This is a genomic window from uncultured Serinicoccus sp. (assembly GCF_947487915.1).
In the GTDB taxonomy this organism is placed as follows: Bacteria; Actinomycetota; Actinomycetes; order Actinomycetales; family Dermatophilaceae; genus Ornithinicoccus.
This window is the reverse complement of the sequence record NZ_CANKYH010000007.1, coordinates 14,244-38,384: the sequence shown is the minus strand read 5'-3', so window position 1 is coordinate 38,384 and position 24,141 is coordinate 14,244. Positions and strand designations below refer to the sequence as shown.

At 69.4% G+C, this 24,141-nt stretch carries 23 protein-coding genes; 22 read left to right on the top strand and 1 reads right to left on the bottom strand.

All coding sequences use genetic code 11. The features are described 5' to 3' along the window. The first annotated feature begins 4 nt into the window (after positions 1–4). From Q0795_RS10235 to rplA, 3 genes are all read left to right on the top strand, one after another. Entirely contained in the window at positions 5–817 is an 813-nt protein-coding gene (locus Q0795_RS10235; protein WP_298889373.1) for a transcription termination/antitermination protein NusG, read from the top strand. Between the two features lie 102 nt (positions 818–919). Continuing rightward, positions 920–1,351, top strand: coding sequence for a 50S ribosomal protein L11 (gene rplK, locus Q0795_RS10230; protein ID WP_298889371.1), 432 nt, complete (start codon positions 920–922; stop codon positions 1,349–1,351). Between the two features lie 113 nt (positions 1,352–1,464). Continuing rightward, positions 1,465–2,181, top strand: coding sequence for a 50S ribosomal protein L1 (rplA, locus tag Q0795_RS10225; protein ID WP_298889368.1), 717 nt, complete (start codon positions 1,465–1,467; stop codon positions 2,179–2,181). 304 nt (positions 2,182–2,485) lie between these two features. Here the strand turns inward: rplA and Q0795_RS10220 are convergent, their stop codons facing one another. After that, complete coding sequence (locus tag Q0795_RS10220) at positions 2,486–3,811, bottom strand: MFS transporter (protein WP_298889367.1); 1,326 nt, start codon at positions 3,809–3,811, stop codon at positions 2,486–2,488. Positions 3,812–4,125: 314 nt separating this feature from the next. Between Q0795_RS10220 and rplJ the strand changes: the two genes are divergently transcribed. The 19 genes from rplJ to rpmC all read left to right on the top strand — a co-directional run bounded on the left by rplJ (position 4,126) and on the right by rpmC (position 24,140). After that, on the top strand, positions 4,126–4,770 hold the full coding sequence (rplJ, locus tag Q0795_RS10215) for a 50S ribosomal protein L10 (protein WP_298889365.1): 645 nt from the start codon (positions 4,126–4,128) through the stop codon (positions 4,768–4,770). Positions 4,771–4,850: 80 nt separating this feature from the next. Then, on the top strand, positions 4,851–5,243 hold the full coding sequence (gene rplL / locus Q0795_RS10210) for a 50S ribosomal protein L7/L12 (protein ID WP_058890624.1): 393 nt from the start codon (positions 4,851–4,853) through the stop codon (positions 5,241–5,243). A 491-nt stretch (positions 5,244–5,734) separates the two neighbouring features. Beyond that, entirely contained in the window at positions 5,735–9,214 is a 3,480-nt protein-coding gene (gene rpoB / locus Q0795_RS10205) for a DNA-directed RNA polymerase subunit beta (protein WP_298889363.1), read from the top strand. A gap of 129 nt (positions 9,215–9,343) precedes the next feature. Continuing rightward, the gene (locus Q0795_RS10200) at positions 9,344–13,270 is read left to right on the top strand and encodes a DNA-directed RNA polymerase subunit beta' (RefSeq protein ID WP_298889361.1); all 3,927 of its coding nucleotides are present in this window, start codon (positions 9,344–9,346) and stop codon (positions 13,268–13,270) included. A gap of 369 nt (positions 13,271–13,639) precedes the next feature. After that, positions 13,640–14,014, top strand: a complete 375-nt coding sequence (gene rpsL, locus Q0795_RS10195) for a 30S ribosomal protein S12 (RefSeq protein ID WP_022925287.1) — start codon at positions 13,640–13,642, stop codon at positions 14,012–14,014. Continuing rightward, on the top strand, positions 14,014–14,484 hold the full coding sequence (gene rpsG / locus Q0795_RS10190; RefSeq protein ID WP_058890627.1) for a 30S ribosomal protein S7: 471 nt from the start codon (positions 14,014–14,016) through the stop codon (positions 14,482–14,484). The genes rpsL and rpsG overlap by 1 nt, the downstream gene beginning before the upstream one ends. 100 nt (positions 14,485–14,584) lie before the next feature. Then, positions 14,585–16,687: an elongation factor G gene (gene fusA / locus Q0795_RS10185; protein WP_298889359.1), complete on the top strand. Its 2,103-nt coding sequence runs from the start codon at positions 14,585–14,587 to the stop codon at positions 16,685–16,687. A 113-nt stretch (positions 16,688–16,800) separates the two neighbouring features. Next, positions 16,801–17,994 carry an elongation factor Tu gene (tuf, locus tag Q0795_RS10180; protein WP_058890629.1) on the top strand — a complete coding sequence of 398 codons (1,194 nt, stop codon included), beginning with the start codon at positions 16,801–16,803 and terminating at the stop codon, positions 17,992–17,994. A gap of 118 nt (positions 17,995–18,112) precedes the next feature. Beyond that, a complete protein-coding gene (locus Q0795_RS10175; protein ID WP_298889356.1) occupies positions 18,113–18,730 on the top strand; it encodes a histone deacetylase in 618 nt (205 codons plus the stop codon). Positions 18,731–19,084: 354 nt separating this feature from the next. Beyond that, positions 19,085–19,393, top strand: a complete 309-nt coding sequence (gene rpsJ / locus Q0795_RS10170) for a 30S ribosomal protein S10 (RefSeq protein ID WP_006946210.1) — start codon at positions 19,085–19,087, stop codon at positions 19,391–19,393. An 11-nt stretch (positions 19,394–19,404) separates the two neighbouring features. Next, entirely contained in the window at positions 19,405–20,076 is a 672-nt protein-coding gene (gene rplC, locus Q0795_RS10165) for a 50S ribosomal protein L3 (RefSeq protein ID WP_298889354.1), read from the top strand. Positions 20,077–20,083: 7 nt separating this feature from the next. Beyond that, positions 20,084–20,734: a 50S ribosomal protein L4 gene (gene rplD / locus Q0795_RS10160; RefSeq protein ID WP_298889352.1), complete on the top strand. Its 651-nt coding sequence runs from the start codon at positions 20,084–20,086 to the stop codon at positions 20,732–20,734. A 2-nt stretch (positions 20,735–20,736) separates the two neighbouring features. Further along, positions 20,737–21,039 carry a 50S ribosomal protein L23 gene (gene rplW / locus Q0795_RS10155; protein ID WP_058890632.1) on the top strand — a complete coding sequence of 101 codons (303 nt, stop codon included), beginning with the start codon at positions 20,737–20,739 and terminating at the stop codon, positions 21,037–21,039. Between the two features lie 40 nt (positions 21,040–21,079). After that, positions 21,080–21,916 (top strand): 50S ribosomal protein L2, encoded by an 837-nt coding sequence (gene rplB, locus Q0795_RS10150; protein ID WP_130014036.1) that lies wholly within the window; start codon positions 21,080–21,082, stop codon positions 21,914–21,916. A 20-nt stretch (positions 21,917–21,936) separates the two neighbouring features. Then, positions 21,937–22,218: a 30S ribosomal protein S19 gene (gene rpsS / locus Q0795_RS10145; protein WP_010148667.1), complete on the top strand. Its 282-nt coding sequence runs from the start codon at positions 21,937–21,939 to the stop codon at positions 22,216–22,218. 35 nt (positions 22,219–22,253) lie between these two features. Further along, positions 22,254–22,619, top strand: a complete 366-nt coding sequence (rplV, locus tag Q0795_RS10140) for a 50S ribosomal protein L22 (protein WP_298889790.1) — start codon at positions 22,254–22,256, stop codon at positions 22,617–22,619. After that, on the top strand, positions 22,619–23,473 hold the full coding sequence (gene rpsC / locus Q0795_RS10135) for a 30S ribosomal protein S3 (RefSeq protein WP_298889348.1): 855 nt from the start codon (positions 22,619–22,621) through the stop codon (positions 23,471–23,473). The genes rplV and rpsC overlap by 1 nt, the downstream gene beginning before the upstream one ends. Continuing rightward, positions 23,473–23,892, top strand: a complete 420-nt coding sequence (gene rplP / locus Q0795_RS10130; protein ID WP_298751757.1) for a 50S ribosomal protein L16 — start codon at positions 23,473–23,475, stop codon at positions 23,890–23,892. The genes rpsC and rplP overlap by 1 nt, the downstream gene beginning before the upstream one ends. Beyond that, on the top strand, positions 23,892–24,140 hold the full coding sequence (gene rpmC / locus Q0795_RS10125) for a 50S ribosomal protein L29 (RefSeq protein WP_058890637.1): 249 nt from the start codon (positions 23,892–23,894) through the stop codon (positions 24,138–24,140). The genes rplP and rpmC overlap by 1 nt, the downstream gene beginning before the upstream one ends. The last annotated feature ends 1 nt before the right edge of the window (position 24,141 follow it).

Below are 24,141 nucleotides of genomic sequence, written 5' to 3'. Positions count from 1 at the left end.
GGGCATGTCCGAGCAGACCCCCGACCACGACGAGGTCACCGCCGAGCAGTCCGTCCAGGACGCCGACGTGGAGGCCGCCGAGCGTCACGACGGTGACGACCCGGCCGACCCCGTGGAGGAGGCCGTCTACGGCGAGGACGACGAGGTGGCCTCCGAGGAGCCCGCCGACGCGGAGGAGGTCCTCGAGGCGGTCGACCCGCTGGAGGAGTTCACCTCGGTCCTGCGCGGCAAGTACGGCGACTGGTTCGTCGTCCACTCCTACGCGGGCTACGAGAACCGGGTCAAGCACAACCTGGAGACCCGCATCACCAGCCTCAACATGGAGGACTACATCTTCGAGGTGGAGGTCCCCATGGAGGAGGTGACGGAGATCAAGAACGGCCAGCGCAAGCAGGTGCGCCGCGTGCGGATGCCCGGCTACGTGCTCGTGCGCATGGAGCTGACCGACGAGTCGTGGGGCGCCGTGCGGCACACGCCGGGTGTCACCGGCTTCGTGGGCAACGCCCACCAGCCGGTGCCGCTGAGCATCGACGAGGTCGTCAGCATGCTGGCCCCGAAGTTCGACACCCCGGCGCCGGCGCCGAGCTCCGCCGCCGAGGGCGGCGGGACCGGCGACGACGGCTTCGGCCGCCCGGCCCAGCCGTACGTCGACTTCGAGGTCGGCGAGTCGGTCACCGTCATGGAGGGGCCGTTCGAGACCCTGCCCGCCACGATCTCCGAGATCCTGCCCGAGAGCAACAAGCTCAAGGTGCTGGTCTCGATCTTCGGCCGCGAGACCCCCGTCGAGCTGTCGTTCAACCAGGTCGCCAAGATCTGATCCCTCGGGGGACCTCGTCCCCCGGCCGTGCACCGGCCGGTGCGCGGCATGCAACCGGGTCATCGCCCACGGCGTCGGCCCACCGACGAAGGAGACATCAGCATGCCCCCCAAGAGCAAGAAGGTCAGCGGCTTCATCAAGCTGCAGATCCAGGCCGGCGCCGCCACCCCGGCCCCGCCCGTCGGCCCCGCGCTGGGTCAGCACGGCGTCAACATCATGGAGTTCGTCAAGGCGTACAACGCCGCGACGGAGTCCCAGCGTGGCAACGTCATCCCGGTCGAGATCACGGTCTACGAGGACCGCTCGTTCACCTTCATCACCAAGACCCCGCCGGCCGCCGAGCTCATCAAGAAGGCGACGGGCGTCGGCAAGGGCTCCGGCGAGCCGCACAAGACGAAGGTCGGCACGCTGACCGACGCGCAGCTCACCGAGATCGCCGAGATGAAGATGGCCGACCTCAACGCCCACGACCTCGACATGGCCAGGCGCATCATCGCCGGCACCGCCCGGTCGATGGGCATCACCACCAGCTGAACCTCCGGGGAGTGCCGCCCGCCCGACTGGGCGGACGGCATACCCGAACCCTGTGGCAGGGCCTGCGCTGGCCCGTCCGACCACAGCTCCACCATCACCACGAGGAGTGACACATGAAGCGCAGCAAGGCCTACCGCGCCTCTGCGGAGAAGCTCGGCGAGGGGTCGTTCTACGCCCCCCGCGAGGCGATCCGCCTGGCCAAGGAGACCAGCACCACGAAGTACGACGCGACCGTCGAGGTCGCCCTGCGCCTGGGCGTCGACCCGCGGAAGGCCGATCAGCTCGTTCGCGGCACCGTCAACCTGCCCGGCGGCACCGGCAAGACGGCCCGGGTCCTCGTCTTCGCCAACGGCGACAAGGCGCAGGCCGCCCTGGACGCCGGCGCCGACTACGTCGGCTCGGACGACATGATCGAGCGGGTCTCCGGTGGCTGGACGGACTTCGACGCCGTCGTCGCCACCCCGGACCTCATGGGCAAGGTCGGTCGCCTGGGCAAGGTGCTCGGCCCCCGCGGGCTCATGCCCAACCCCAAGACCGGCACCGTCACGATGGACACCGCCAAGGCCGTGTCCGACATCAAGGGCGGCAAGATCGAGTTCCGGGTGGACAAGCACAGCAACCTCCACTTCATCATCGGCAAGACCTCCTTCGACGAGGCGACCCTCGCGGAGAACTACGCCGTGGCGATCGAGGAGATCCTGCGGCTGAAGCCCTCGAGCTCCAAGGGCCGCTACGTCACCAAGGCGACCATGTCGACCACGATGGGCCCGGGCATCCCGATGGACCCCGCGCGCGTCGCCAGCGTCCTGGAGACCGCACCGGCCGAGTGAGGCCCGCCTGAGCGGCCACGGCCACCCGCCGTCGACGACGCCCCCGGATGCACCTCGCGTGCTCCCGGGGGCGTCGTCGTCCCCGCGGACGTCCTCCGTGCCCTTCCCGGGTGTCCTCCCATCGGCCTCACCTCCCGCAGGAGCCCCGGAGTGCGGGGAAATGACCCCGGGCCGGAGAAATATCCCCGGCGGAGGGAGCTTTCCCCGCGCCGTGTGGTCGGTGTGACTCGTGGGGCAGTTGGGCAGCTGGGCAGCTGGTCAGCGGGGCGGCGGCGCAGTGGGGGAGTGACCCGGCAGGCCGTCCTCAGCCCCTCGACACCTCGGGCAGCCGCCAGGAGACCGCGGCGCCGACCAGCCCCAGCAGCGCCAGGAAGACCAGGGCGGCGACGGCGCCCAGGGTGGCCAGGGCTGCGCTCACCGCACCCGTGACGAGCAGGATCACGCCCATGGCGGTGTTGGAGACCGCGACGTAGCGCGTGCGCCGGTCGCCCTCGGCGAGGTCGACGACATAGGTCTTGCGGGCCACCCGGACACCCACGTGCACGAGGCTCAGCACGAGGTATGCCGTGACCAGCACGGCGAGCAGCGCTCCCGGCCGCTGCGGCAGCGCGAGCACCGCGGCGACCGCGAGGAGCACGACGAGGGAGGCGACGAGCGCGCCGAGCACCATGACGAGTCGGCTGGACCGGTCGGCCAGCGACCCGAAGACCCGGCCGCCGACCACCGAGGCGACCCCTTGGGCGATGACGAACGACCCGAGTCCGCCGAGCAGGGCGGCGACCTCGCCCTGGCCGCCGGACCGGCCGGCGTCGACCGCCAGGGTCACCAGGAAGGGCGGCGCGAGCGCCGACACCAGGAGCAGCCCACGGGCCAGGACGAACCGGCGGAACCCGGCGTCGTCGCGCAGGAGGCCGACCGTGTCGGTCCACCAGTGCTGCCGCTCCTCCTCCGGCTCCCGGGGCTCCTCGGGGATCCCCGCGTAGACCAGGACCGCGAGCGCCCACATCAGCGCCGCGCCGAGCAGGAAGGCCGCCAGCGCCGGGGCGTCCAGGCCGGGGCCGAGCAGCTGCAGGGCCACCCCGATGACCAGGGCCGCCGCCCCCGAGACCATGGTCGCGGCCCCGGTGACCTGGCCGCGCTGCCCCTTCGGCACCGTCCGACCCTGCACGTCCTTGGCCGCCATCGAGCACAGGCAGCGCGCGAGGGCGAAGACCGCGAGCGCGGCCAGGACCGCGGCCCCTGCCACCCACCCGTCGAGCGCCAGGGCCGCTGCCGCCATGGCCGCCGTCGCCCCCGCCTGGCCGGCCGCGCCGAGCATCCACACCCGGGTGCGGCGCGGGTGGGCCACCACCCACGGCGTCAGCGCGGCCTGCGGGAGCATCGACCCGGCCTCGCGCACGGGCACCAGCAGCCCCACCAGCGCCGCGGGCGCGCCCACGAGGGTCAGCAGCCAGGGGAGCACCGTCTTGGCGTTGACCACCTGGTCGCCGATGCTCTGCAGGGCGTTGGCGCCGATGAGCCGCAGCCCGCCGCGGCTCACCCGGTCGGTCCCGCCGAAGTCGGACTCGGCCTGGGGGCCCGCGGTGACGAACCGGTGGTACCACCGCTCCCGCGTCGACTGCTCGCTCACCGGCCCATGATGCCGGGCGCCCGGTGCGGCGGGGTGACCGGCACCCGGGATTTGGGCCACCCCCGGGTATGCCGTACCCTGGGGACATACCCAAGACCGCCGGTTGTCGGCGTGCCCGGGTCCGGCGAGAGTCGGGTCGGGCGGCGTCGGCCGAAGGTTCCGACCACTGTCGGGGCGACCAGCGTAGGTGGACCGAGCACGAGCCGTCCGACTGTGGTCGACGAGCGTCCTGCGAGCCCCGGTGCGCCTGCGCCGGGGCTCTCGTCATGCCGGGCCGGGGGGTAGCCGGCACCACGACGTGATAGGAGGCCAGTATGGCGACACCCGAGAAGGTTGCTGCCATCGCCGAGCTGACGGAGAAGTTCCGCAGCTCCGGTGGGGCCGTGCTCACGGAGTACCGCGGGCTGCGGGTGAGCCAGATCACCGAGCTCCGCGCCTCCATGCGTGAACACGCCACCTACGCCGTGGTGAAGAACACGCTCACCAAGCGTGCTGCTGCCGAGGCCGGCATCGAGGGCCTCGACGAGCACCTTCAGGGCCCCACGGCCATCGCCTTCGTCACCGGTGACCCGGTCGAGGCGGCCAAGGGTCTGCGTGACTTCGCCAAGGCCAACCCGGCCCTGGTCATCAAGGGTGGGGTGCTCGACGGCAGGCCGTTGACCCCCGCCGAGATCACCACGCTCGCGGACCTGGAGTCCCGCGAGGTCCTGCTGGCCAAGCTGGCAGGTGCCATGAAGGGCAACCTGTCCAAGGCTGCCGGCCTGTTCGCCGCTCCGCTGTCGTCGACCGCCCGGGTCGTCGACGCGCTGCGCGCGAAGGTCGAGGAGCAGGGCGGTCCCCTCTCCGGGGCGACGTCGGCGGCTGCCGACGAGACCCCGTCGGCGGACTCCGCCGACACCACCGCACCGGCAGAGGCCGAGGCGGGCACCGACGTCGCCGAGGGTGGCGACGAGGGCTGAGCGCGCCGGCCCCCGGGCCGCGCGAGCAGCGCATTCATCACAACGCCACTCACGGCATACAACAGGAAGGAACGCCCATCATGGCGAAGCTGAGCACCGAGGAGCTCCTTGACCAGTTCAAGGAGATGACCCTCATCGAGCTGTCCGAGTTCGTCAAGGCCTTCGAGGACACCTTCGAGGTCACCGCCGCCGCCCCGGTCGCCGTGGCTGCCGCCGGTGCCCCCGCCGGTGGTGCCGGCGAGGCCGCCGCCGCCGAGGAGCAGGACGAGTTCGACGTCGTCCTCGAGGCCGCCGGCGACAAGAAGATCCAGGTCATCAAGGAGGTCCGCGCGCTGACCTCCCTCGGCCTCAAGGAGGCCAAGGACCTGGTCGACGGTGCGCCGAAGCCGGTCCTGGAGAAGGTCGACAAGGAGGCCGCCGAGAAGGCCAAGGAGCAGCTCGAGGGCGCCGGCGCGACCGTCACCCTCAAGTGAGCCCGTCGGTGGGGGCGCGGCGTATGCCGTGACTCCCCACCGGCACCTCTCACCTCCGCCGCGGGCGGGGTCTGGGCACCCACGGGTGTCCGGCCCCGCCCGCGGTGCGTGCGGCCCGGCGTCGGGCCGACGACGAGGGGACGGACACGCCCAGGAGCGGACGTGCTTGACGGGCAGGGGGCCCAGGGAGCACCATCATCGGACGCATCCGCCGCTGGCGGAGGTCGGGATCCACCAGGGGCGCGCCCGCCCTTGAGCCGACGTCCGGTGCCGCGGCCGTTCCCGTCGTCCAGGGTTGGACGTCGGGCCATGCGGCGTGTAGGATAAATCTTTGCGCTGCCCTTCACCTGCCCTCGATCCCGCTGAAGAGATCGGTGCGCGCCCCGGCCGGTCCGCCGAGGCGCTGGACACCATCGCTTCGCGCTGCATCCGAGAACAGGCCGGGCGCCGCCTGACCGCCGCACACATTTAGGCCCGTGGAAGGACCATCCTTGGCTGCCTCGCGCACTGCGAAGAAGACTGTGTCCACCGCTCAGACGCCCTCCGGACGACTGAGCTTCGCCAAGATCCGGGAGCCCCTCGAGGTTCCGGATCTTCTGGCGCTCCAGACCGAGAGCTTCGACTGGCTCCTCGGCAACGAGGCCTGGCAGGCGCGGGTCGCCGCAGCCAGCGCCTCCGTTGAGGGGCGCGACGACATCCCCACCACCTCCGGTCTGGAGGAGATCTTCGAGGAGATCTCGCCGATCGAGGACTTCTCCGGCTCCATGTCGCTGAGCTTCCGCGACCACCGGTTCGAGGAGCAGAAGTACTCCGTCGAGGAGTGCCAGGAGAAGGACATGACCTACTCCGCCCCCCTGTTCGTCACGGCGGAGTTCATCAACAACTCGACGGGCGAGATCAAGAGCCAGACCGTCTTCATGGGCGACTTCCCGCTCATGACGCCGCGCGGCACCTTCATCGTCAACGGCACCGAGCGGGTGGTCGTCTCCCAGCTGGTGCGCAGCCCGGGTGTCTACTTCGAGCGCAGCCTCGACAAGACCTCGGACAAGGACATCTACTCCGCCAAGGTCATCCCCAGCCGCGGCGCCTGGCTGGAGTTCGAGATCGACAAGCGCGACCAGGTCGGCGTGCGGGTGGACCGCAAGCGCAAGCAGAGCGTCACCGTCCTGCTCAAGGCGCTCGGCTGGACCACGGACCAGATCCTCGAGGAGTTCGGCGACTACGAGTCGATCCGGCTCACCCTGGAGAAGGACCACACCACCGACCAGGACGAGGCGCTCCTGGACATCTACCGCAAGCTGCGCCCGGGCGAGCCCCCGACGCGCGACGCGGCCGAGACGCTGCTCAACAACCTGTACTTCAACCCCAAGCGCTACGACCTCGCGAAGGTCGGTCGCTACAAGGTCAACAAGAAGCTGGGGCTGCAGGCGCCGCTCGGGGAGTCCGTGCTCGGCACCGACGACATCGTCGCGACGATCAAGTACCTCGTGGCGCTGCATGCCGACGAGCAGGCCGTCAGCAGCCCGAGCGGCGAGGTCCCGGCCGAGGTCGACGACATCGACCACTTCGGCAACCGCCGTCTGCGCAGCGTGGGCGAGCTCATCCAGAACCAGGTGCGCACGGGCCTGTCCCGGATGGAGCGGGTCGTCCGCGAGCGGATGACCACCCAGGACGTCGAGGCGATCACCCCGCAGACGCTCATCAACATCCGGCCGGTCGTCGCCTCCATCAAGGAGTTCTTCGGCACCAGCCAGCTGTCCCAGTTCATGGACCAGAACAACCCGCTCTCCGGGCTGACGCACAAGCGTCGTCTGTCCGCGCTGGGCCCGGGTGGTCTGTCCCGTGACCGGGCCGGCATGGAGGTGCGCGACGTGCACCCCAGCCACTACGGCCGCATGTGCCCGATCGAGACCCCGGAGGGGCCCAACATCGGCCTCATCGGCTCGCTGGCGTCCTACGGGCGGATCAACCCGTTCGGCTTCGTCGAGACCCCGTACCGCCGGGTCAGGGACGGCAAGGTCAGCGATGTCGTCGACTACCTCTCGGCCGGCGAGGAGGACCGGTTCGTCATCGCCCAGGCCAACGCCAAGCTGGACGACGACGGCACCTTCCTCGACGAGCGCGTCCTGGTCCGGGCCCGTGAGGGCGAGGCCGTCGACGTGCCCGCCTCCGAGGTGGACTACATGGACGTCTCGGCACGCCAGATGGTGTCCGCGGCGACTGCGATGATCCCGTTCCTCGAGCACGACGACGCCAACCGTGCGCTCATGGGTGCCAACATGCAGCGTCAGGCGGTGCCGCTGGTGCGCGCCGAGGCGCCGCTGGTGGGCACCGGCATGGAGTACCGTGCCGCGCTGGACTCCGGTGACGTCGTGCGCGCCGCCAAGGCGGGCGCGGTCCAGGAGGTCTCCGCGGACCTGGTGACCGTCGCCAACGACGACGGGACCTACCAGTCCTACAAGATCAACAAGTTCACCCGCTCCAACCAGGGCAACTGCTACAACCAGCAGGTCCGGGTCGACGTGGGCGACCACGTCGAGGCGGGGCAGCTGCTGGCCGACGGTCCGGCGACCGACGGCGGCGAGATGGCGCTGGGCCGCAACCTGCTCGTGGCGTTCATGCCGTGGGAGGGCTACAACTACGAGGACGCGATCATCCTCTCCCAGCGTCTGGTCCAGGACGACGTGCTCTCCTCGATCCACATCGAGGAGCACGAGATCGACGCCCGCGACACCAAGCTGGGTCCGGAGGAGATCACCCGGGACATCCCGAACGTCTCCGACGACGTCCTGGCCGACCTCGACGAGCGCGGCATCATCCGGATCGGTGCCGAGGTCCGCGACGGCGACCTGCTCGTCGGCAAGGTCACGCCCAAGGGTGAGACCGAGCTGACCCCCGAGGAGCGCCTGCTGCGCGCCATCTTCGGCGAGAAGGCCCGCGAGGTCCGCGACACCTCGATGAAGGTGCCGCACGGCGAGACCGGCACGGTCATCGGCGTCAAGGTCTTCGACCGCGAGGAGGGCGACGAGCTTCCCCCGGGCGTCAACCAGCTGGTCCGCGTCTACGTCGCCAACAAGCGCAAGATCACCGACGGCGACAAGCTCGCCGGCCGGCACGGCAACAAGGGCGTCATCTCCAAGATCCTCCCGGTCGAGGACATGCCCTTCCTCGAGGACGGCACGCCGGTCGACGTCGTGCTCAACCCGCTGGGCGTCCCGGGCCGGATGAACATCGGCCAGATCCTGGAGCTGCACCTCGGCTGGGCCGCGGCGCAGGGCTGGGAGATCGCCGGGCAGCCGGAGTGGGCCGAGCTCATCCCCGAGGACGCCCGGAGCGCGAAGCCCCGGACCCGCGTCGCGAGCCCGGTCTTCGACGGCGCCCGCGAGGAGGAGATCGCCGGCCTGCTGGACTCGACGACCCCGACCCGCGACGGCAAGCGCCTCATCGACAACAGCGGCAAGACCAAGCTGTTCGACGGTCGCTCCGGCGAGCCCTTCCCCGAGGAGATCTCGGTCGGCTACATGTACATCCTCAAGCTGCACCACCTCGTGGACGACAAGATCCACGCGCGCAGCACGGGGCCGTACTCGATGATCACCCAGCAGCCGCTCGGTGGTAAGGCCCAGTTCGGTGGCCAGCGCTTCGGTGAGATGGAGGTGTGGGCGCTGGAGGCCTACGGTGCCGCGTACGCCCTGCAGGAGCTCCTGACCATCAAGTCCGACGACGTCACCGGCCGGGTCAAGGTCTACGAGTCCATCGTCAAGGGCGACAACGTCCCCGAGCCCGGCATCCCCGAGTCCTTCAAGGTGCTCATCAAGGAGATGCAGTCGCTGTGCCTGAACGTCGAGGTCCTGTCCTCCGACGGCAGCCAGATCGACCTGCGCGAGTCGGACACCGAGGTGTTCCGGGCCGCCGAGGAGCTCGGGATCGACCTGAGCCGCCGCGAGCCCAGCTCGGTCGAGGAAGTCTGACCGGGGAACCGCGAGCGAAGCGAGCTTGGTTCCGCGGAGTGTCGAGGTCGCCGGGCGTAGCCCGACCGCTACGTCCGGCGCCCCACCAATGAACGTGAGATTTCTGCATACGAGAGAAGGAAGCACGAAGTGCTAGACGTCAACTTCTTCGACGAGTTGCGCATCGGCCTGGCGACGGCCGAGGACATCAGGACCTGGAGCCACGGCGAGGTCAAGAAGCCCGAGACCATCAACTACCGCACCCTCAAGCCCGAGAAGGACGGCCTCTTCTGCGAGAAGATCTTCGGCCCCACCCGGGACTGGGAGTGCTACTGCGGCAAGTACAAGCGGGTCCGCTTCAAGGGCATCATCTGTGAGCGCTGCGGCGTCGAGGTGACCCGGGCGGGCGTCCGCCGCGAGCGGATGGGCCACATCGAGCTCGCCGCGCCGGTCACCCACATCTGGTACTTCAAGGGCGTCCCGAGCCGGCTCGGCTACCTGCTGGACCTGGCTCCGAAGGACCTCGAGAAGGTCATCTACTTCGCGGCCTACATGATCACCACGGTCGACGAGGAGGGGCGCCACCAGGACCTGCCCAGCCTCGAGGCGCAGATCCAGACCGAGAAGAAGGCGATGGAGAACCGTCGCGACTCCGACGTCGAGGAGCGGGCCAAGAAGCTGGAGTCCGACCTCGCCGAGCTCGAGGCCGAGGGCGCCAAGTCCGACGCCAAGCGCAAGGTGAAGGACGGTGCCGAGCGGGAGATGAACCAGATCCGTCGGCGCGCCGACGCCCAGGTCGAGCGCCTGGAGCAGGTCTGGGACCGCTTCAAGAACCTCAAGGTCCAGGACCTCGAGGGCGACGAGATCCTCTACCGCGAGATGCGGGACCGCTTCGGCATGTACTTCGAGGGAGGCATGGGTGCGGCCGCGCTGCAGAAGCGGCTGGAGAGCTTCGACCTGGACGCCGAGGCCCAGTCGCTGCGCGAGACCATCGCCACCGGCAAGGGACAGCGCAAGACCCGGGCCATCAAGCGGCTCAAGGTCGTCACCAGCTTCCGGCAGACCAAGAACGAGCCGGCCGGCATGGTGCTGGACTGCGTGCCGGTCATCCCGCCGGACCTGCGCCCCATGGTCCAGCTGGACGGTGGCCGCTTCGCGACCTCCGACCTCAACGACCTCTACCGCCGCGTCATCAACCGCAACAACCGCCTCAAGCGGCTGCTGGACCTAGGCGCGCCGGAGATCATCGTCAACAACGAGAAGCGCATGCTGCAGGAGGCCGTCGACAGCCTCTTCGACAACGGCCGCCGCGGGCGCGCCGTCACCGGACCGGGCAACCGGCCGCTGAAGTCGCTCTCCGACATGCTCAAGGGCAAGCAGGGCCGGTTCCGGCAGAACCTGCTGGGCAAGCGCGTCGACTACTCCGGGCGTTCGGTCATCGTCGTCGGTCCCCAGCTGCGGCTGCACCAGTGCGGTCTGCCCAAGCAGATGGCGCTGGAGCTGTTCAAGCCGTTCGTCATGAAGCGGCTGGTCGACCTGGACCACGCGCAGAACATCAAGTCGGCCAAGCGCATGGTCGAGCGTGGCCGCAGCGTCGTCTGGGACGTGCTCGAGGAGGTCATCACCGACCACCCCGTGCTGCTCAACCGTGCCCCCACGCTGCACCGTCTGGGCATCCAGGCCTTCGAGCCGCAGCTGGTCGAGGGCAAGGCGATCCAGATCCACCCGCTGGTCTGCACCGCCTTCAACGCCGACTTCGACGGTGACCAGATGGCGGTCCACGTGCCGCTGTCGGCGGAGGCCCAGGCCGAGGCCCGGATCCTCATGCTCAGCTCCAACAACATCCTCAAGCCGGCCGACGGCCGCCCGGTGACCATGCCCACCCAGGACATGATCATCGGCCTGTTCCACCTCACCTCGGAGAACACCCGGGGAGAGGCGGGGTCGGCATACCTCGTGGACGAGGACGGCAACCACCACCTGCGCAGCTTCGGCTCGGTCGCGGAGGCCCGCATGGCCTTCGACGCCGGCCAGATCGAGCTGGGCACGGCCATCCGGCTGCGGCTCAACCAGACCGCGCCGCCGGAGGGCTTCGCGCTGCCCGAGGGCGCCCAGGTGAGCGAGGACGGTGTCGTCGACACCTTCGTCATGGAGACCTCGTTGGGTCGGGCGCTGTTCAACGACGCCCTGCCGCCCAACTACGCCTACGTCGACGAGGTGGTGGACAAGAAGCGGCTCTCCGGGATCGTCAACGACCTGGCCGAGCGCTACACCAAGGTGCAGGTCGCCGCGAGCCTCGACTCGCTCAAGGACGCCGGCTACCACTGGGCCACCCGCTCGGGCACCACGGTCGCGGTCTCCGACGTGCAGACGCCGGAGCGCAAGACCGAGATCCTGTCCTCCTACGAGGCCAAGGCCGCCAAGGTGCAGCTGCAGTACGAGCGCGGTCTCATCACCGACGACGAGCGGCGCCAGGAGCTCATCGAGATCTGGACCCAGGCCACCAACGAGGTCGCCAAGGAGCTGGAGACCTCGATGCCCAAGGACAACACCATCTACCGGATGGTGACCTCGGGCGCCCGAGGCAACTGGTTCCAGCTGCGGCAGATCGCCGGGATGCGCGGCCTCATGGCCAACCCCAAGGGCGAGATCATCCCGCGTCCGATCAAGTCCAACTTCCGCGAGGGCCTGTCCGTGCTGGAGTTCTTCATCTCCACGCACGGTGCCCGCAAGGGCCTGGCGGACACCGCGCTGCGGACCGCCGACTCGGGCTACCTCACGCGGCGGCTGGTCGACGTGAGCCAGGACGTCATCATCCGGGAGAACGACTGCGGCACCGACCGTGGCTTCGTGATGCCGATCGCGCAGGCCGGCGCCGAGGGCGCGCTGCGCGAGCACGACGACGTCGAGACCGCGGTCTACGCGCGGACCCTCGCCGCGGACGTGGAGGTCGACGGCCAGGTGCTCGCCCAGGCGGGCATCGACCTGGGTGACGTCGTCATCGACACCCTGGTGAACGCCGGCGTCGAGGAGGTCAAGGTCCGTTCGGTCCTGACCTGCGAGTCGCTGGTGGGCACCTGCGCCAAGTGCTACGGACGCAGCCTCGCGACCGGCAAGCTGGTGGACATCGGCGAGGCCGTCGGCATCATCGCCGCCCAGTCCATCGGTGAGCCCGGCACCCAGCTGACGATGCGCACCTTCCACACCGGTGGTGTGGCCGGTGACGACATCACGCAGGGTCTGCCGCGTGTCGTCGAGCTGTTCGAGGCCCGCACGCCCAAGGCGGTCGCCCCGATCGCCGAGGCGACCGGCCGGATCGAGGTCGAGGACACGGACAAGTCGCGCCGGCTGCTCCTCGCCCCGGACGACGGCAGCGACGAGCACGCCTACCCGGTGAGCAAGCGGGCCCGCCTGCTGGTCGCCGACGGCGACCACGTCGAGGTCGGCACCCAGCTCGTGGTCGGCGCGATCGACCCCAAGCAGGTCCTGCGCATCCTCGGCCCGCGGGCCACCCAGCAGCACCTGGTCGACCAGGTCCAGGGTGTGTACCGCCAGCAGGGTGTCTCGATCCACGACAAGCACATCGAGGTCATCGTCCGGCAGATGCTGCGGCGCGTCACGATCATCGAGGCGGGGGACACCGAGCTCCTGCCCGGCACCCTCTCCGAGCGTGGCCGCTTCGAGACCGAGAACCGTCGGGTCGTCTCCGAGGGCGGGCGCCCGGCCTCGGGCCGTCCCGAGCTCATGGGCATCACCAAGGCCTCGTTGGCGACCGACTCCTGGCTCTCCGCGGCCTCCTTCCAGGAGACCACGCGCGTCCTCACCGAGGCCGCGATGGAGGCCAAGAGCGACCCGCTGCTGGGGCTGAAGGAGAACGTCATCCTCGGCAAGCTGATCCCCGCGGGGACCGGCCTGACGCGGTACCGCAACCTCACGGTGGAGCCCACCGAGGAGGCCAAGGCTGCGGCCTACGCGGTTCCGGACTACGAGGACTTCGACTACGCCGGCACGTTCGGCCAGGGCAGCGGCGAGGCCGTCCGCCTCGACGACGTCCCCGTGGACGAGCCGCGCTACTGAGCGCAGGTCCGACCTCGCACACCGCCAGGGGCGGGTATGCCGTGACTCACGGCATACCCGCCCCTGGCGCGTCCGCCGGGTCGCGGATTTGTCCCCGCGCCGTCGCTCCCGGTATCCTGGAGAACTGTGTGCGGGCTAGGTCCTGCGCGCAGGCGGGCCGCAGCGCTCGCACCCACCTTTCGCCGGGCAGTCCGCCCGGGTCGCGCGCGGCACCTACGTCGCACGGTGGTCCGGACGGGAAGTGCAGGGGAGAGCAGCGGTTCCGACACACCCGGGTGCGGGGGTCGAGGAACGGCGCAACCCAAGGAGCGTGACCCGCACGGACCCCCGTGCGGCCAGCGAAGACCATCCACGACTGACGGAGCATCAGTGCCTACGATCAACCAGCTTGTCCGCAAGGGCCGGCAGGACAAGGTCAAGAAGACCAACTCCCCGGCCCTCAAGGGCAACCCGCAGCGCCGCGGCGTCTGCACCCGTGTCTACACCACCACCCCCAAGAAGCCGAACTCCGCCCTGCGCAAGGTCGCCCGCGTGCGCCTCACCAGCGGCGTCGAGGTCACGGCCTACATCCCGGGGGTCGGCCACAACCTGCAGGAGCACTCGATCGTGCTCGTCCGCGGCGGCCGGGTGAAGGACCTGCCCGGTGTCCGCTACAAGATCATCCGCGGGTCCCTGGACACCCAGGGCGTCCGGGGCCGTAACCAGGCCCGGTCCCGCTACGGCGCGAAGAAGGAGAAGAAGTAATGCCTCGTAAGGGCCCTGCTCCCAAGCGTCCGCTCATCAACGACCCGGTCTACGGCTCGACCTTGGTGACCCAGCTGGTCAACAAGATCCTGCTGGACGGCAAGAAGGCGACCGCCGAGCGCATCGTCTACGGCGCCCTCGAGGGCTGCCGCGCCAAGACCGGCACCGACCCCGTGCAGACGCTCAAGCGCGCGCTGGACAACGTCAAGCCGGCGCTGGAGGTCAAGTCCCGCCGCGTGGGTGGCGCCACCTACCAGGTGCCGATCGAGGTCAAGCCCGGCCGCAGCACCACGCTGGCCCTGCGCTGGCTCGTGGGCTACTCGCGGCAGCGCCGGGAGAAGACGATGACCGAGCGCCTCATGAACGAGATCCTCGACGCGAGCAACGGCCTGGGCGCCGCGGTCAAGCGTCGTGAGGACACCCACAAGATGGCCGACGCCAACAAGGCGTTCGCCCACTACCGCTGGTGACCTGCGGGTCGGGGCAGGGCAGGCGCGCCGGCCGCGCCCCCCGCCCCGACCGCGCACCCGCATCGCACTGACCACGAGAGACAACCAGAGAAGAGAGACTGTGGCACTCGACGTCCTCACGGACCTCAACAAGGTCCGCAACATCGGCATCATGGCTCACATCGATGCCGGCAAGACGACGACCACCGAGCGGATCCTGTTCTACACCGGCATCAACTACAAGATCGGCGAGACGCACGACGGCGCGTCGACCATGGACTGGATGGAGCAGGAGCAGGAGCGCGGCATCACGATCACGTCGGCCGCGACGACCTGCTTCTGGAAGGACACCCAGATCAACATCATCGACACCCCGGGGCACGTCGACTTCACCGTCGAGGTGGAGCGCTCCCTGCGCGTGCTCGACGGCGCGGTCGCGGTGTTCGACGGCAAGGAGGGTGTCGAGCCGCAGTCCGAGACCGTGTGGCGCCAGGCCGACAAGTACGACGTCCCGCGCGTGTGCTTCGTCAACAAGATGGACAAGCTGGGTGCCGACTTCTACTTCACCGTGCAGACCATCAAGGACCGGCTGGGCGCGACCCCGCTGGTCGTCCAGCTGCCCATCGGTGCCGAGAGCGACTTCGTCGGCGTCATCGACCTCATCAAGATGCGCGCGCTGACGTGGCGCGGCGAGGTCGAGAAGGGTGAGGACTACGCCGTCGAGGAGATCCCCGAGGACCTGCAGGCCCAGGCCGAGGAGTACCGCGAGAAGCTGGTCGAGCAGGTCGCCGAGGCGACCGACGAGCTGATGGAGCGCTACCTCGACGAGGGCGAGCTGACCGAGGAGGAGCTGGTCGCGGGCATCCGCGCCATGACCGTCACCTCGCAGGCCTACCCGGTCCTGTGCGGCTCGGCCTTCAAGAACAAGGGCGTGCAGCCGATGCTGGACGCGGTCATCTCCTACCTGCCCTCGCCGCTGGACGTGCCGCCGATGATCGGGCACGACCCCAACGACGAGACCGTCGAGCTGACCCGTCGCCCGGACTCCAGCGAGCCCTTCTCCGGGCTGGCCTTCAAGGTCGCCACCCACCCGTTCTTCGGGACCCTGACCTACGTGCGCGTCTACTCGGGCAAGATCGACGCCGGTCAGCCCGTCTACAACGCGACCAAGGGCAAGAAGGAGCGCATCGGCAAGCTGTTCCAGATGCACTCCAACAAGGAGAACCCGGTGGGCTCGGCCTCGGCCGGCCACATCTACGCGATGATCGGCCTCAAGGACACCACCACCGGTGACACGCTCTCCGACATGAGCCAGCACATCGTGCTGGAGTCGATGAGCTTCCCGGAGCCGGTCATCCACGTCGCCATCGAGCCCAAGACCAAGGGCGACCAGGAGAAGCTGTCCACCGCGATCCAGAAGCTGGTCCAGGAGGACCCGACCTTCACCGTCCGGCTGGACGAGGAGACCGGTCAGACCGTCATCGGCGGGATGGGCGAGCTGCACCTGGACGTGTTCGTGGACCGCATGAAGCGCGAGTTCAAGGTCGAGGCCAACGTCGGCGCCCCCCAGGTCGCCTACCGCGAGACCATCAAGAAGGCCGTGGAGAAGTACGACTACACCCACAAGAAGCAGACGGGTGGGTCGGGCCAGTTCGCCAAGGTGCAGCTGACCTTCGAGCCGATGGACACCGCCGAGGGCGAGCTCTACGAGTTCGCGAACTCGGTCACCGGCGGCCGGGTCCCCAAGGAGTACATCCCCTCGGTGGACCAGGGCATCCAGGACGCGATGCAGGTCGGCATCCAGGCCGGCTACCCGGTCGTGGGCATCAAGGCCACCCTGCTGGACGGCGCCTACCACGACGTCGACTCCTCGGAGATGGCGTTCAAGATCGCCGGCTCGATGGCCTTCAAGGAGGCCGCCCGCCGCGCCAACCCGGTGCTGCTCGAGCCCATGATGGCCGTGGAGGTCCGGACCCCGGAGGACTACATGGGGGACGTCATCGGCGACCTCAACTCCCGCCGTGGGCAGATCCAGTCCATGGAGGACATCTCCGGTGCCAAGGTCGTCAAGGCCGTGGTCCCGCTGTCCGAGATGTTCGGGTACGTTGGTGACCTCAGGTCCCGGACCCAGGGTCGTGCCAACTACACGATGCAGTTCGACTCCTACGCCGAGGTTCCCAAGAACGTCGCCGAGGAGATCATCAAGAAGGTCCGCGGCGAGTGAGCCCGTTCACTCCGTCCGCGGAGTGATGGACCGAGCAACACCCATCCAGACGTCGCCCCCGGTCCTGCACCGGTGACGATCGCACATCCCGAGTCCAACAGGAGGACACCCCAGTGGCGAAGGCCAAGTTCGAGCGGAGCAAGCCGCACGTCAACATCGGCACCATCGGTCACATCGACCACGGCAAGACCACCCTCACGGCTGCCATCTCCAAGGTGCTGCACGACAAGTACCCGGAGTTGAACCAGGCGTCGCCCTTCGACTCGATCGACAAGGCGCCCGAGGAGAAGCAGCGCGGCATCACGATCTCGATCGCGCACATCGAGTACCAGACGGAGAAGCGTCACTACGCGCACGTCGACTGCCCGGGTCACGCCGACTACGTCAAGAACATGATCACCGGCGCTGCCCAGATGGACGGTGCCATCCTCGTGGTCGCCGCCACCGACGGCCCCATGCCGCAGACGAAGGAGCACGTCCTCCTGGCCCGCCAGGTCGGCGTCCCCTACATCGTGGTGGCCCTCAACAAGGCCGACATGGTCGACGACGAGGAGATCATGGAGCTCGTCGAGATGGAGGTCCGCGAGCTGCTGTCCTCCTACGAGTTCCCCGGTGACGACCTGCCCGTCGTGAAGGTCTCCGCGCTCAAGGCGCTGGAGGGCGACGAGGCGTGGGCCAACACCGTCCTCGAGCTCATGGACACCGTGGACGAGTACATCCCGGAGCCCGAGCGCGACCTGGACAAGCCGTTCATGATGCCCGTCGAGGACGTCTTCACGATCACCGGTCGTGGCACCGTCGTCACCGGCCGCATCGAGCGCGGCATCCTTAAGGTGAACGAGGAGATCGAGATCGTCGGCATCCGCCCGGGCTCGAGCAAGACGACCGTGACCGGCATCGAGATGTTCCGCAAGCTGCTCGACGAGGGGCGTGCGGGCGAGAACGTCGGCCTGCTCCTGCGTGGCACCAAGCGTGAGGACGTCGAGCGCGGTCAGGTCATCGTCAAGCCGGGCACCATCACCCCGCACACCGAGTTCGAGGCGCAGGCCTACATCCTGTCCAAGGACGAGGGTGGCCGGCACACGCCGTTCTACGACAACTACCGTCCGCAGTTCTACTTCCGGACGACGGACGTCACGGGTGTCGTGCACCTGCCCGAGGGCACCGAGATGGTCATGCCCGGCGACAACACCGACATGAAGGTCGAGCTGATCCAGCCGATCGCCATGGAGGAGGGCCTGATGTTCAACATCCGCGAGGGCGGCCGCACCGTCGGCGCCGGTCGGGTCACCAAGATCCTCAAGTGACCTGAGCCGGGCCCGTCCCGCGCAGGAGCCCCCGTCACCGTTCTCGGTGACGGGGGCTCCTGACGTCCCGGGGCGGGTGGCTCGCCGGACTCCGAGGCGCACGTGGCAGGCTGGTGGGATGAGGGTCTGGTATGCCGCGTACGGGTCGAACCTCAGCCGTCGCCGCTTCCTCACCTACCTGCAGGGGGGTACCGCCTCGGGGGCACGTCGGACGCAGACCGGGGCCCGCGACCCGCAGCCACCCACGGGGGACCGGCCGGTCCACCTCCCCGGCCGGCTGCACTTCGGGTGGGAGTCGGTGACGTGGGGCGGGGGGATCGCCTTCTACGTGCCCGGTGAGGACCCGCGCGGGGTGGCGGCACGGGCCTACCTGCTGACGGCGGAGCAGTTCGTGGACGTCGCGGCGCAGGAGATGCACCGGGAGCCCCGGGGCAGGCTGGACCTGTCCCGGGTGCTGTCCGAGGGCTATGACGTCGCCGGGCCGGGGCGCTACGAGACCATCCACCGCGTGGGGACCATCGAGGATCTCCCGGTGCTGACCTTCACCGCCGAGGACGTCGACGCGCTGGGGTCCCTGGCGCCGACCGCGCCCTACCTGCGCACCATCGCCGAGGGTCTCCGGGAGAGCCACGGCATGAGCGAGGAGGCCGTGGCGGACTACCTGCGGTCCAGCCCGGTTGTCCGCGAGGCGTGGTCACGGCCCGCCCTGGTGGAGGTCCTCGCGGCACCGATGTGAGGGAGGCCCTCCCGGAGGTTCTCGCGGCACCGATGTGAGGGAGGCCCTCCCGGAGGTTCTCGCGGCACCGATTTGAGGTATGCCGACGACGCATGGCACACTGGACAGGTTGCTTGACGCGCGGTGCTCACCCATGTGTGCGCCGCCGGCCGTACGGCACGCGCCCACGTGGCGCGGGCGACGGCAGCGCAAGCCCCGGCCGAGCCGGGCACGGACACCGCCCAGAACGATCTGAGGATCCCTGGGTGACGTCCGCGGGAGGCGCGACACGCCCGACCGCGGGGGTCGGTGGAAGGCCCGTCGGACCGGACCACGAATGTTCCAGACGGACGACGAGAGAGAGTCAGACAAGCGATGGCGGGACAGAAGATCCGCATCCGGCTGAAGTCGTACGACCACGAGGTCATCGACAGCTCGGCGCGCAAGATCGTTGACACGGTGACCCGTGCTGGCGCCACGGTGGTCGGCCCGGTGCCGCTCCCGACGGAGAAGAACGTCTTCTGCGTCATCCGGTCGCCGCACAAGTACAAGGACAGCCGCGAGCACTTCGAGATGCGAACCCACAAGCGGCTGATCGACATCGTCGACCCCACCCCCAAGGCGGTCGACTCCTTGATGCGTCTCGACCTCCCGGCGGACGTCAACATCGAGATCAAGCTGTGAGTGTGACGACGATGACTACTGCGACCACTGCATCGACCACCAGGCGCACCGTCAAGGGCGTGCTCGGCGAGAAGCTCGGCATGACCCAGGTCTGGGACGCCGACAACCGCCTCGTGCCGGTCACGGTCATCAAGGCCGGCCCCGCCGTCGTGACCCAGGTCCGCAACGCGCAGACCGACGGGTACGACGCGGTGCAGATCGCCTTCGGGGCGATCGACCCGCGCAAGGTGACCCAGCCGCTGAAGGGCCACTTCGCCAAGGCCGGGGTCACCCCGCGCCGGCACGTCGCCGAGCTGCGCACCGCGGACGCCGGCGACTACGAGCTCGGCCAGGAGATCACCGCCGAGACCTTCGAGGGTGGCCAGAAGGTGGACGTCACCGGCACCACGAAGGGCAAGGGCTTCGCGGGCGTCATGAAGCGCCACGGCTTCTCCGGCGTCGGCGCCTCCCACGGTGCTCACCGCAACCACCGCAAGCCGGGCTCCATCGGTGGCTGCGCCACCCCGGGCCGCGTCTTCAAGGGCCTGCGGATGGCCGGCCGGATGGGCGGCGAGCGCCAGACCACCTCGAACCTGACCGTCCACGCCGTGGACGCGGACAAGGGCCTGCTGCTCATCAAGGGTGCCGTCCCCGGCCCCCGCGGCGGCGTCGTCCTCGTGCGCACGGCCGCGAAGGGTGCGTGAACCTGACATGACCACCATCACCATCACCAAGCCCGCCGGTGGAGACGCCGGCACGGTGGACCTGCCCGCGGAGCTCTTCGACGTGCAGACCAACGTGCCCCTGATCCACCAGGTCGTCGTGGCCCAGCTGGCCGCGGCCCGGCAGGGGACGCACGCCACCAAGACCCGCGGCGAGGTCCGCGGCGGTGGCCGCAAGCCCTACCGGCAGAAGGGCACCGGCCGCGCCCGCCAGGGCTCGACCCGCGCCCCGCAGTTCGCCGGCGGTGGCACGGTGCACGGCCCGCAGCCGCGCAGCTACGCCCAGAAGACGCCCAAGAAGATGAAGGCCGCCGCCCTGCGCGGTGCGCTGTCGGACCGCGCCCGCCACGGCCGCATCCACGTGCTGTCGGCGCTGGTGGAGGGGGAGGCCCCCTCCACCCGCACCGCGCGCACGGTCCTGCAGGCCCTGTCGGACCGGCCGAACTTCCTCGTGGTCCTGGACCGCGCGGACGACCTCGGGCTGCGCTCGGTGCGCAACATGCCCGACGTGCACGTCCTGTTCGTCGACCAGCTCAACACCTACGACGTGCTGTGCTCCGACGACGTGGTCTTCACCCAGGCCGCCCTGGACACCTTCATCTCCGGCGTGAGCACCACGACTGCCGAGGAGAGCAAGTGAGCATGAGCACCTTCAGCACCCAGAAGGACCCCCGCGACATCCTGCTGTCGCCGGTCGTGTCCGAGAAGTCCTACGCGCTGCTGGACCAGGGCAAGTACACCTTCCTGGTCGACCCCCGCGCCAACAAGTCGGAGATCAAGAAGGCCGTGGAGGCCATCTTCGACGTGAAGGTCTCCTCGGTCCACACGATGAACCGTCAGGGCAAGGCCCGTCGCACGAGGTTCGGGATGGGCCGCCGCAAGGACACGAAGCGGGCGATCGTCACGCTTCGTGAGGGATCCATCGACATCTTCGGCACGCTCTGAGCGCCGGGGCACGAGACGAGAAGCTAGAGGACTTTCCAGAATGGCTATTCGCAAGTACAAGCCGACGACGCCGGGCCGACGCGGCTCGAGCGTGGCCGACTTCGTCGAGGTGACCCGGACGACCCCCGAGAAGTCGTTGGTCAAGCCGCTGTCCAAGACGGGTGGGCGCAACGCCTCCGGTCGAATCACGACGCGGCACATCGGTGGCGGGCACAAGCGCGCCTACCGGGTGATCGACTTCCGTCGTGCGGACAAGGACGGCGTCAACGCCAAGGTCGCGCACATCGAGTACGACCCCAACCGCACCGCCCGCATCGCCCTGCTGCACTACACCGACGGCGAGAAGCGCTACATCATCGCGCCGAACCGGCTCAAGCAGGGCGACACCATCGAGAACGGCCCGTCCGCCGACATCAAGCCCGGCAACAACCTGCCGCTGCGCAACATCCCGGTCGGTACCGTCATCCACGCCATCGAGCTGCGGCCCGGTGGGGGAGCCAAGATCGCCCGCTCGGCCGGGGCCCGCGTCCAGCTGGTCGCCAAGGAGGGCAGCATGGCGCAGCTGCGCATGCCCTCCGGGGAGATCCGCAACGTCGACGCGCGCTGCCGCGCCAGCATCGGCGAGGTCGGCAACGCCGAGCAGAGCAACATCAGCTGGGGCAAGGCCGGCCGGATGCGGTGGAAGGGCAAGCGCCCGACCGTCCGCGGTGTGGTCATGAACCCGGTGGATCACCCGCACGGTGGTGGTGAGGGCCGGACCTCCGGTGGCCGTCACCCGGTGAGCCCCTGGGGTCAGCCCGAGGGACGTACCCGCAAGCCCAACAAGCCCAGCGACAAGCTCATCGTGCGTCGTCGCCGGACCGGCAAGAAGCGCTGAGTTTAGGAGCAGTCCGAAGTATGCCTCGCAGCCTGAAGAAGGGCCCGTTCGTCGACGACCACCTCACCAAGAAGGTGGACGCGCAGAACGAGGCCGGAACCAAGAACGTCATCAAGACCTGGTCCCGCCGGTCGATGATCACCCCCGACATGCTCGGCCACACCCTGGCCGTGCACGACGGCCGCAAGCACGTCCCGGTCTTCGTGACCGAGTCGATGGTCGGCCACAAGCTCGGTGAGTTCGCTCCGACCCGCACGTTCAAGGGTCACGAGAAGGACGACAGGAAGGGTCGCCGCCGATGACGACCACCACGAACACCACGGAAGAAGGATTCGTCATGGAAGCCAAGGCGCAGGCGCGGTTCGTCCGCGTGACGCCGATGAAGGCCCGCCGTGTCGTCGACCTCATCCGGGGCAAGAGCGTCCCGGAGGCGCAGGCCCTCATGCGGTTCGCCCCGCAGAGCGCCAGCGAGCCGGTGCTCAAGGTCCTGAACAGCGCGGTCGCCAACGCCCGGCACGCCGCCGACAACAGCGGCTCGGGCATCGACGAGGCCCGCCTCGTCGTCGCGTCCGCCTTCGTCGACGAGGGCCCGACCATGAAGCGGTTCCGGCCGCGCGCGCAGGGCCGCGCCAGCCGCATCAACAAGCGCACGAGCCACATCACCGTGGTCGTCGCCGAGAAGACCAAGGGAGGTGCCCGCTGATGGGGCAGAAGATCAACCCGAACGGCTACCGCCTGGGCATCACGACCGACCACCGCAGCCGCTGGTTCGCCGACTCCACCAAGGAGGGGCAGCGCTACCGCGACTACGTGAAGGAAGACGTCGCGATCCGTGAGCTGCTGTCGACCGGTATGGACCGGGCCGGCATCTCCAAGGTCGAGATCGAGCGCACCCGCGACCGCGTCCGCGTCGACATCCACACGGCCCGCCCGGGGATCGTCATCGGGCGCCGTGGCGCCGAGGCCGACCGGCTGCGCGGTGCCCTGGAGAAGCTCACCGGCAAGCAGGTCCAGCTCAACATCCTCGAGGTGAAGAACCCCGAGGTGGACGCGCAGCTGGTGGCCCAGGGCATCGCCGAGCAGCTCGCCGCCCGCGTGACCTTCCGGCGCGCGATGCGCAAGGGCATGCAGTCCGCCCTGCGCGCCGGCGCCAAGGGCATCAGGATCCAGTGCTCGGGCCGTCTTGGCGGCGCCGAGATGTCCCGGTCGGAGTTCTACCGCGAGGGCCGTGTGCCGCTGCACACCCTGCGCGCCAACATCGACTACGGCCTGTACGAGGCCAAGACGACCTTCGGCCGGATCGGCGTGAAGGTCTGGATCTACAAGGGCGACCTGACCGCCAAGGAGCTCGCTCGCGAGGAGGCCCAGGCCCCCAGCGGGCGTGGCGACCGCCGCGGCGGCCGCGGTGGTCGTGGCGGCCCCGGGGGCGAGCGTGGCGAGCGCCGCGGCCGTGCCCCGCGGCGCGACGACGCCGCGAGCTCGGAGCAGGCCCCCGCTGCTGCGCAGACGGACTCGGCGACCGCCGCCCCCGCTACCACCGAGGGAGAGCAGTCCTGATGTTGATTCCCCGTCGCGTCAAGCACCGCAAGCAGCACCACCCGGGCCGCTCCGGCAACGCCAAGGGTGGCACCCAGCTCGCGTTCGGTGACTACGGCATCCAGGCCCTCGCGCCGGCCTACGTCACCAACCGGCAGATCGAGTCCGCTCGTATCGCCATGACCCGCTACATCAAGCGAGGCGGCAAGGTGTGGATCAACATCTACCCCGACCGTCCGCTGACCAAGAAGCCGGCCGAGACCCGCATGGGTTCCGGCAAGGGCTCGCCCGAGTGGTGGGTGGCCAACGTCAAGCCGGGCCGCGTCATGTTCGAGCTGTCCGGTGTGTCCGAGGACGTCGCCCGCGAGGCGCTGCGTCTGGCGATGCACAAGCTGCCCATGAAGTCCCGTTTCGTCTCCCGTGAGGGTGGTGACATCTGATGGCTGTCGGTTCCGACAACCTGACCCCCGAGCAGCTGCGCGGCCTGGAGGACGGCCCCCTGGCCGATGCCCTGGCCGAGGCCAAGAAGGAGCTGTTCAACCTGCGCTTCCAGTCCGCCACCGGGCAGCTGGAGAGCCATGGCCGGCTGCGTGCGGTCCGCAAGGACATCGCGCGCATCTACACGGAGATGCGCGAGCGCGAGCTCGGCATCGGCCGTGCGTCCGACGAGAACGAGAAGGTGGGCTGAG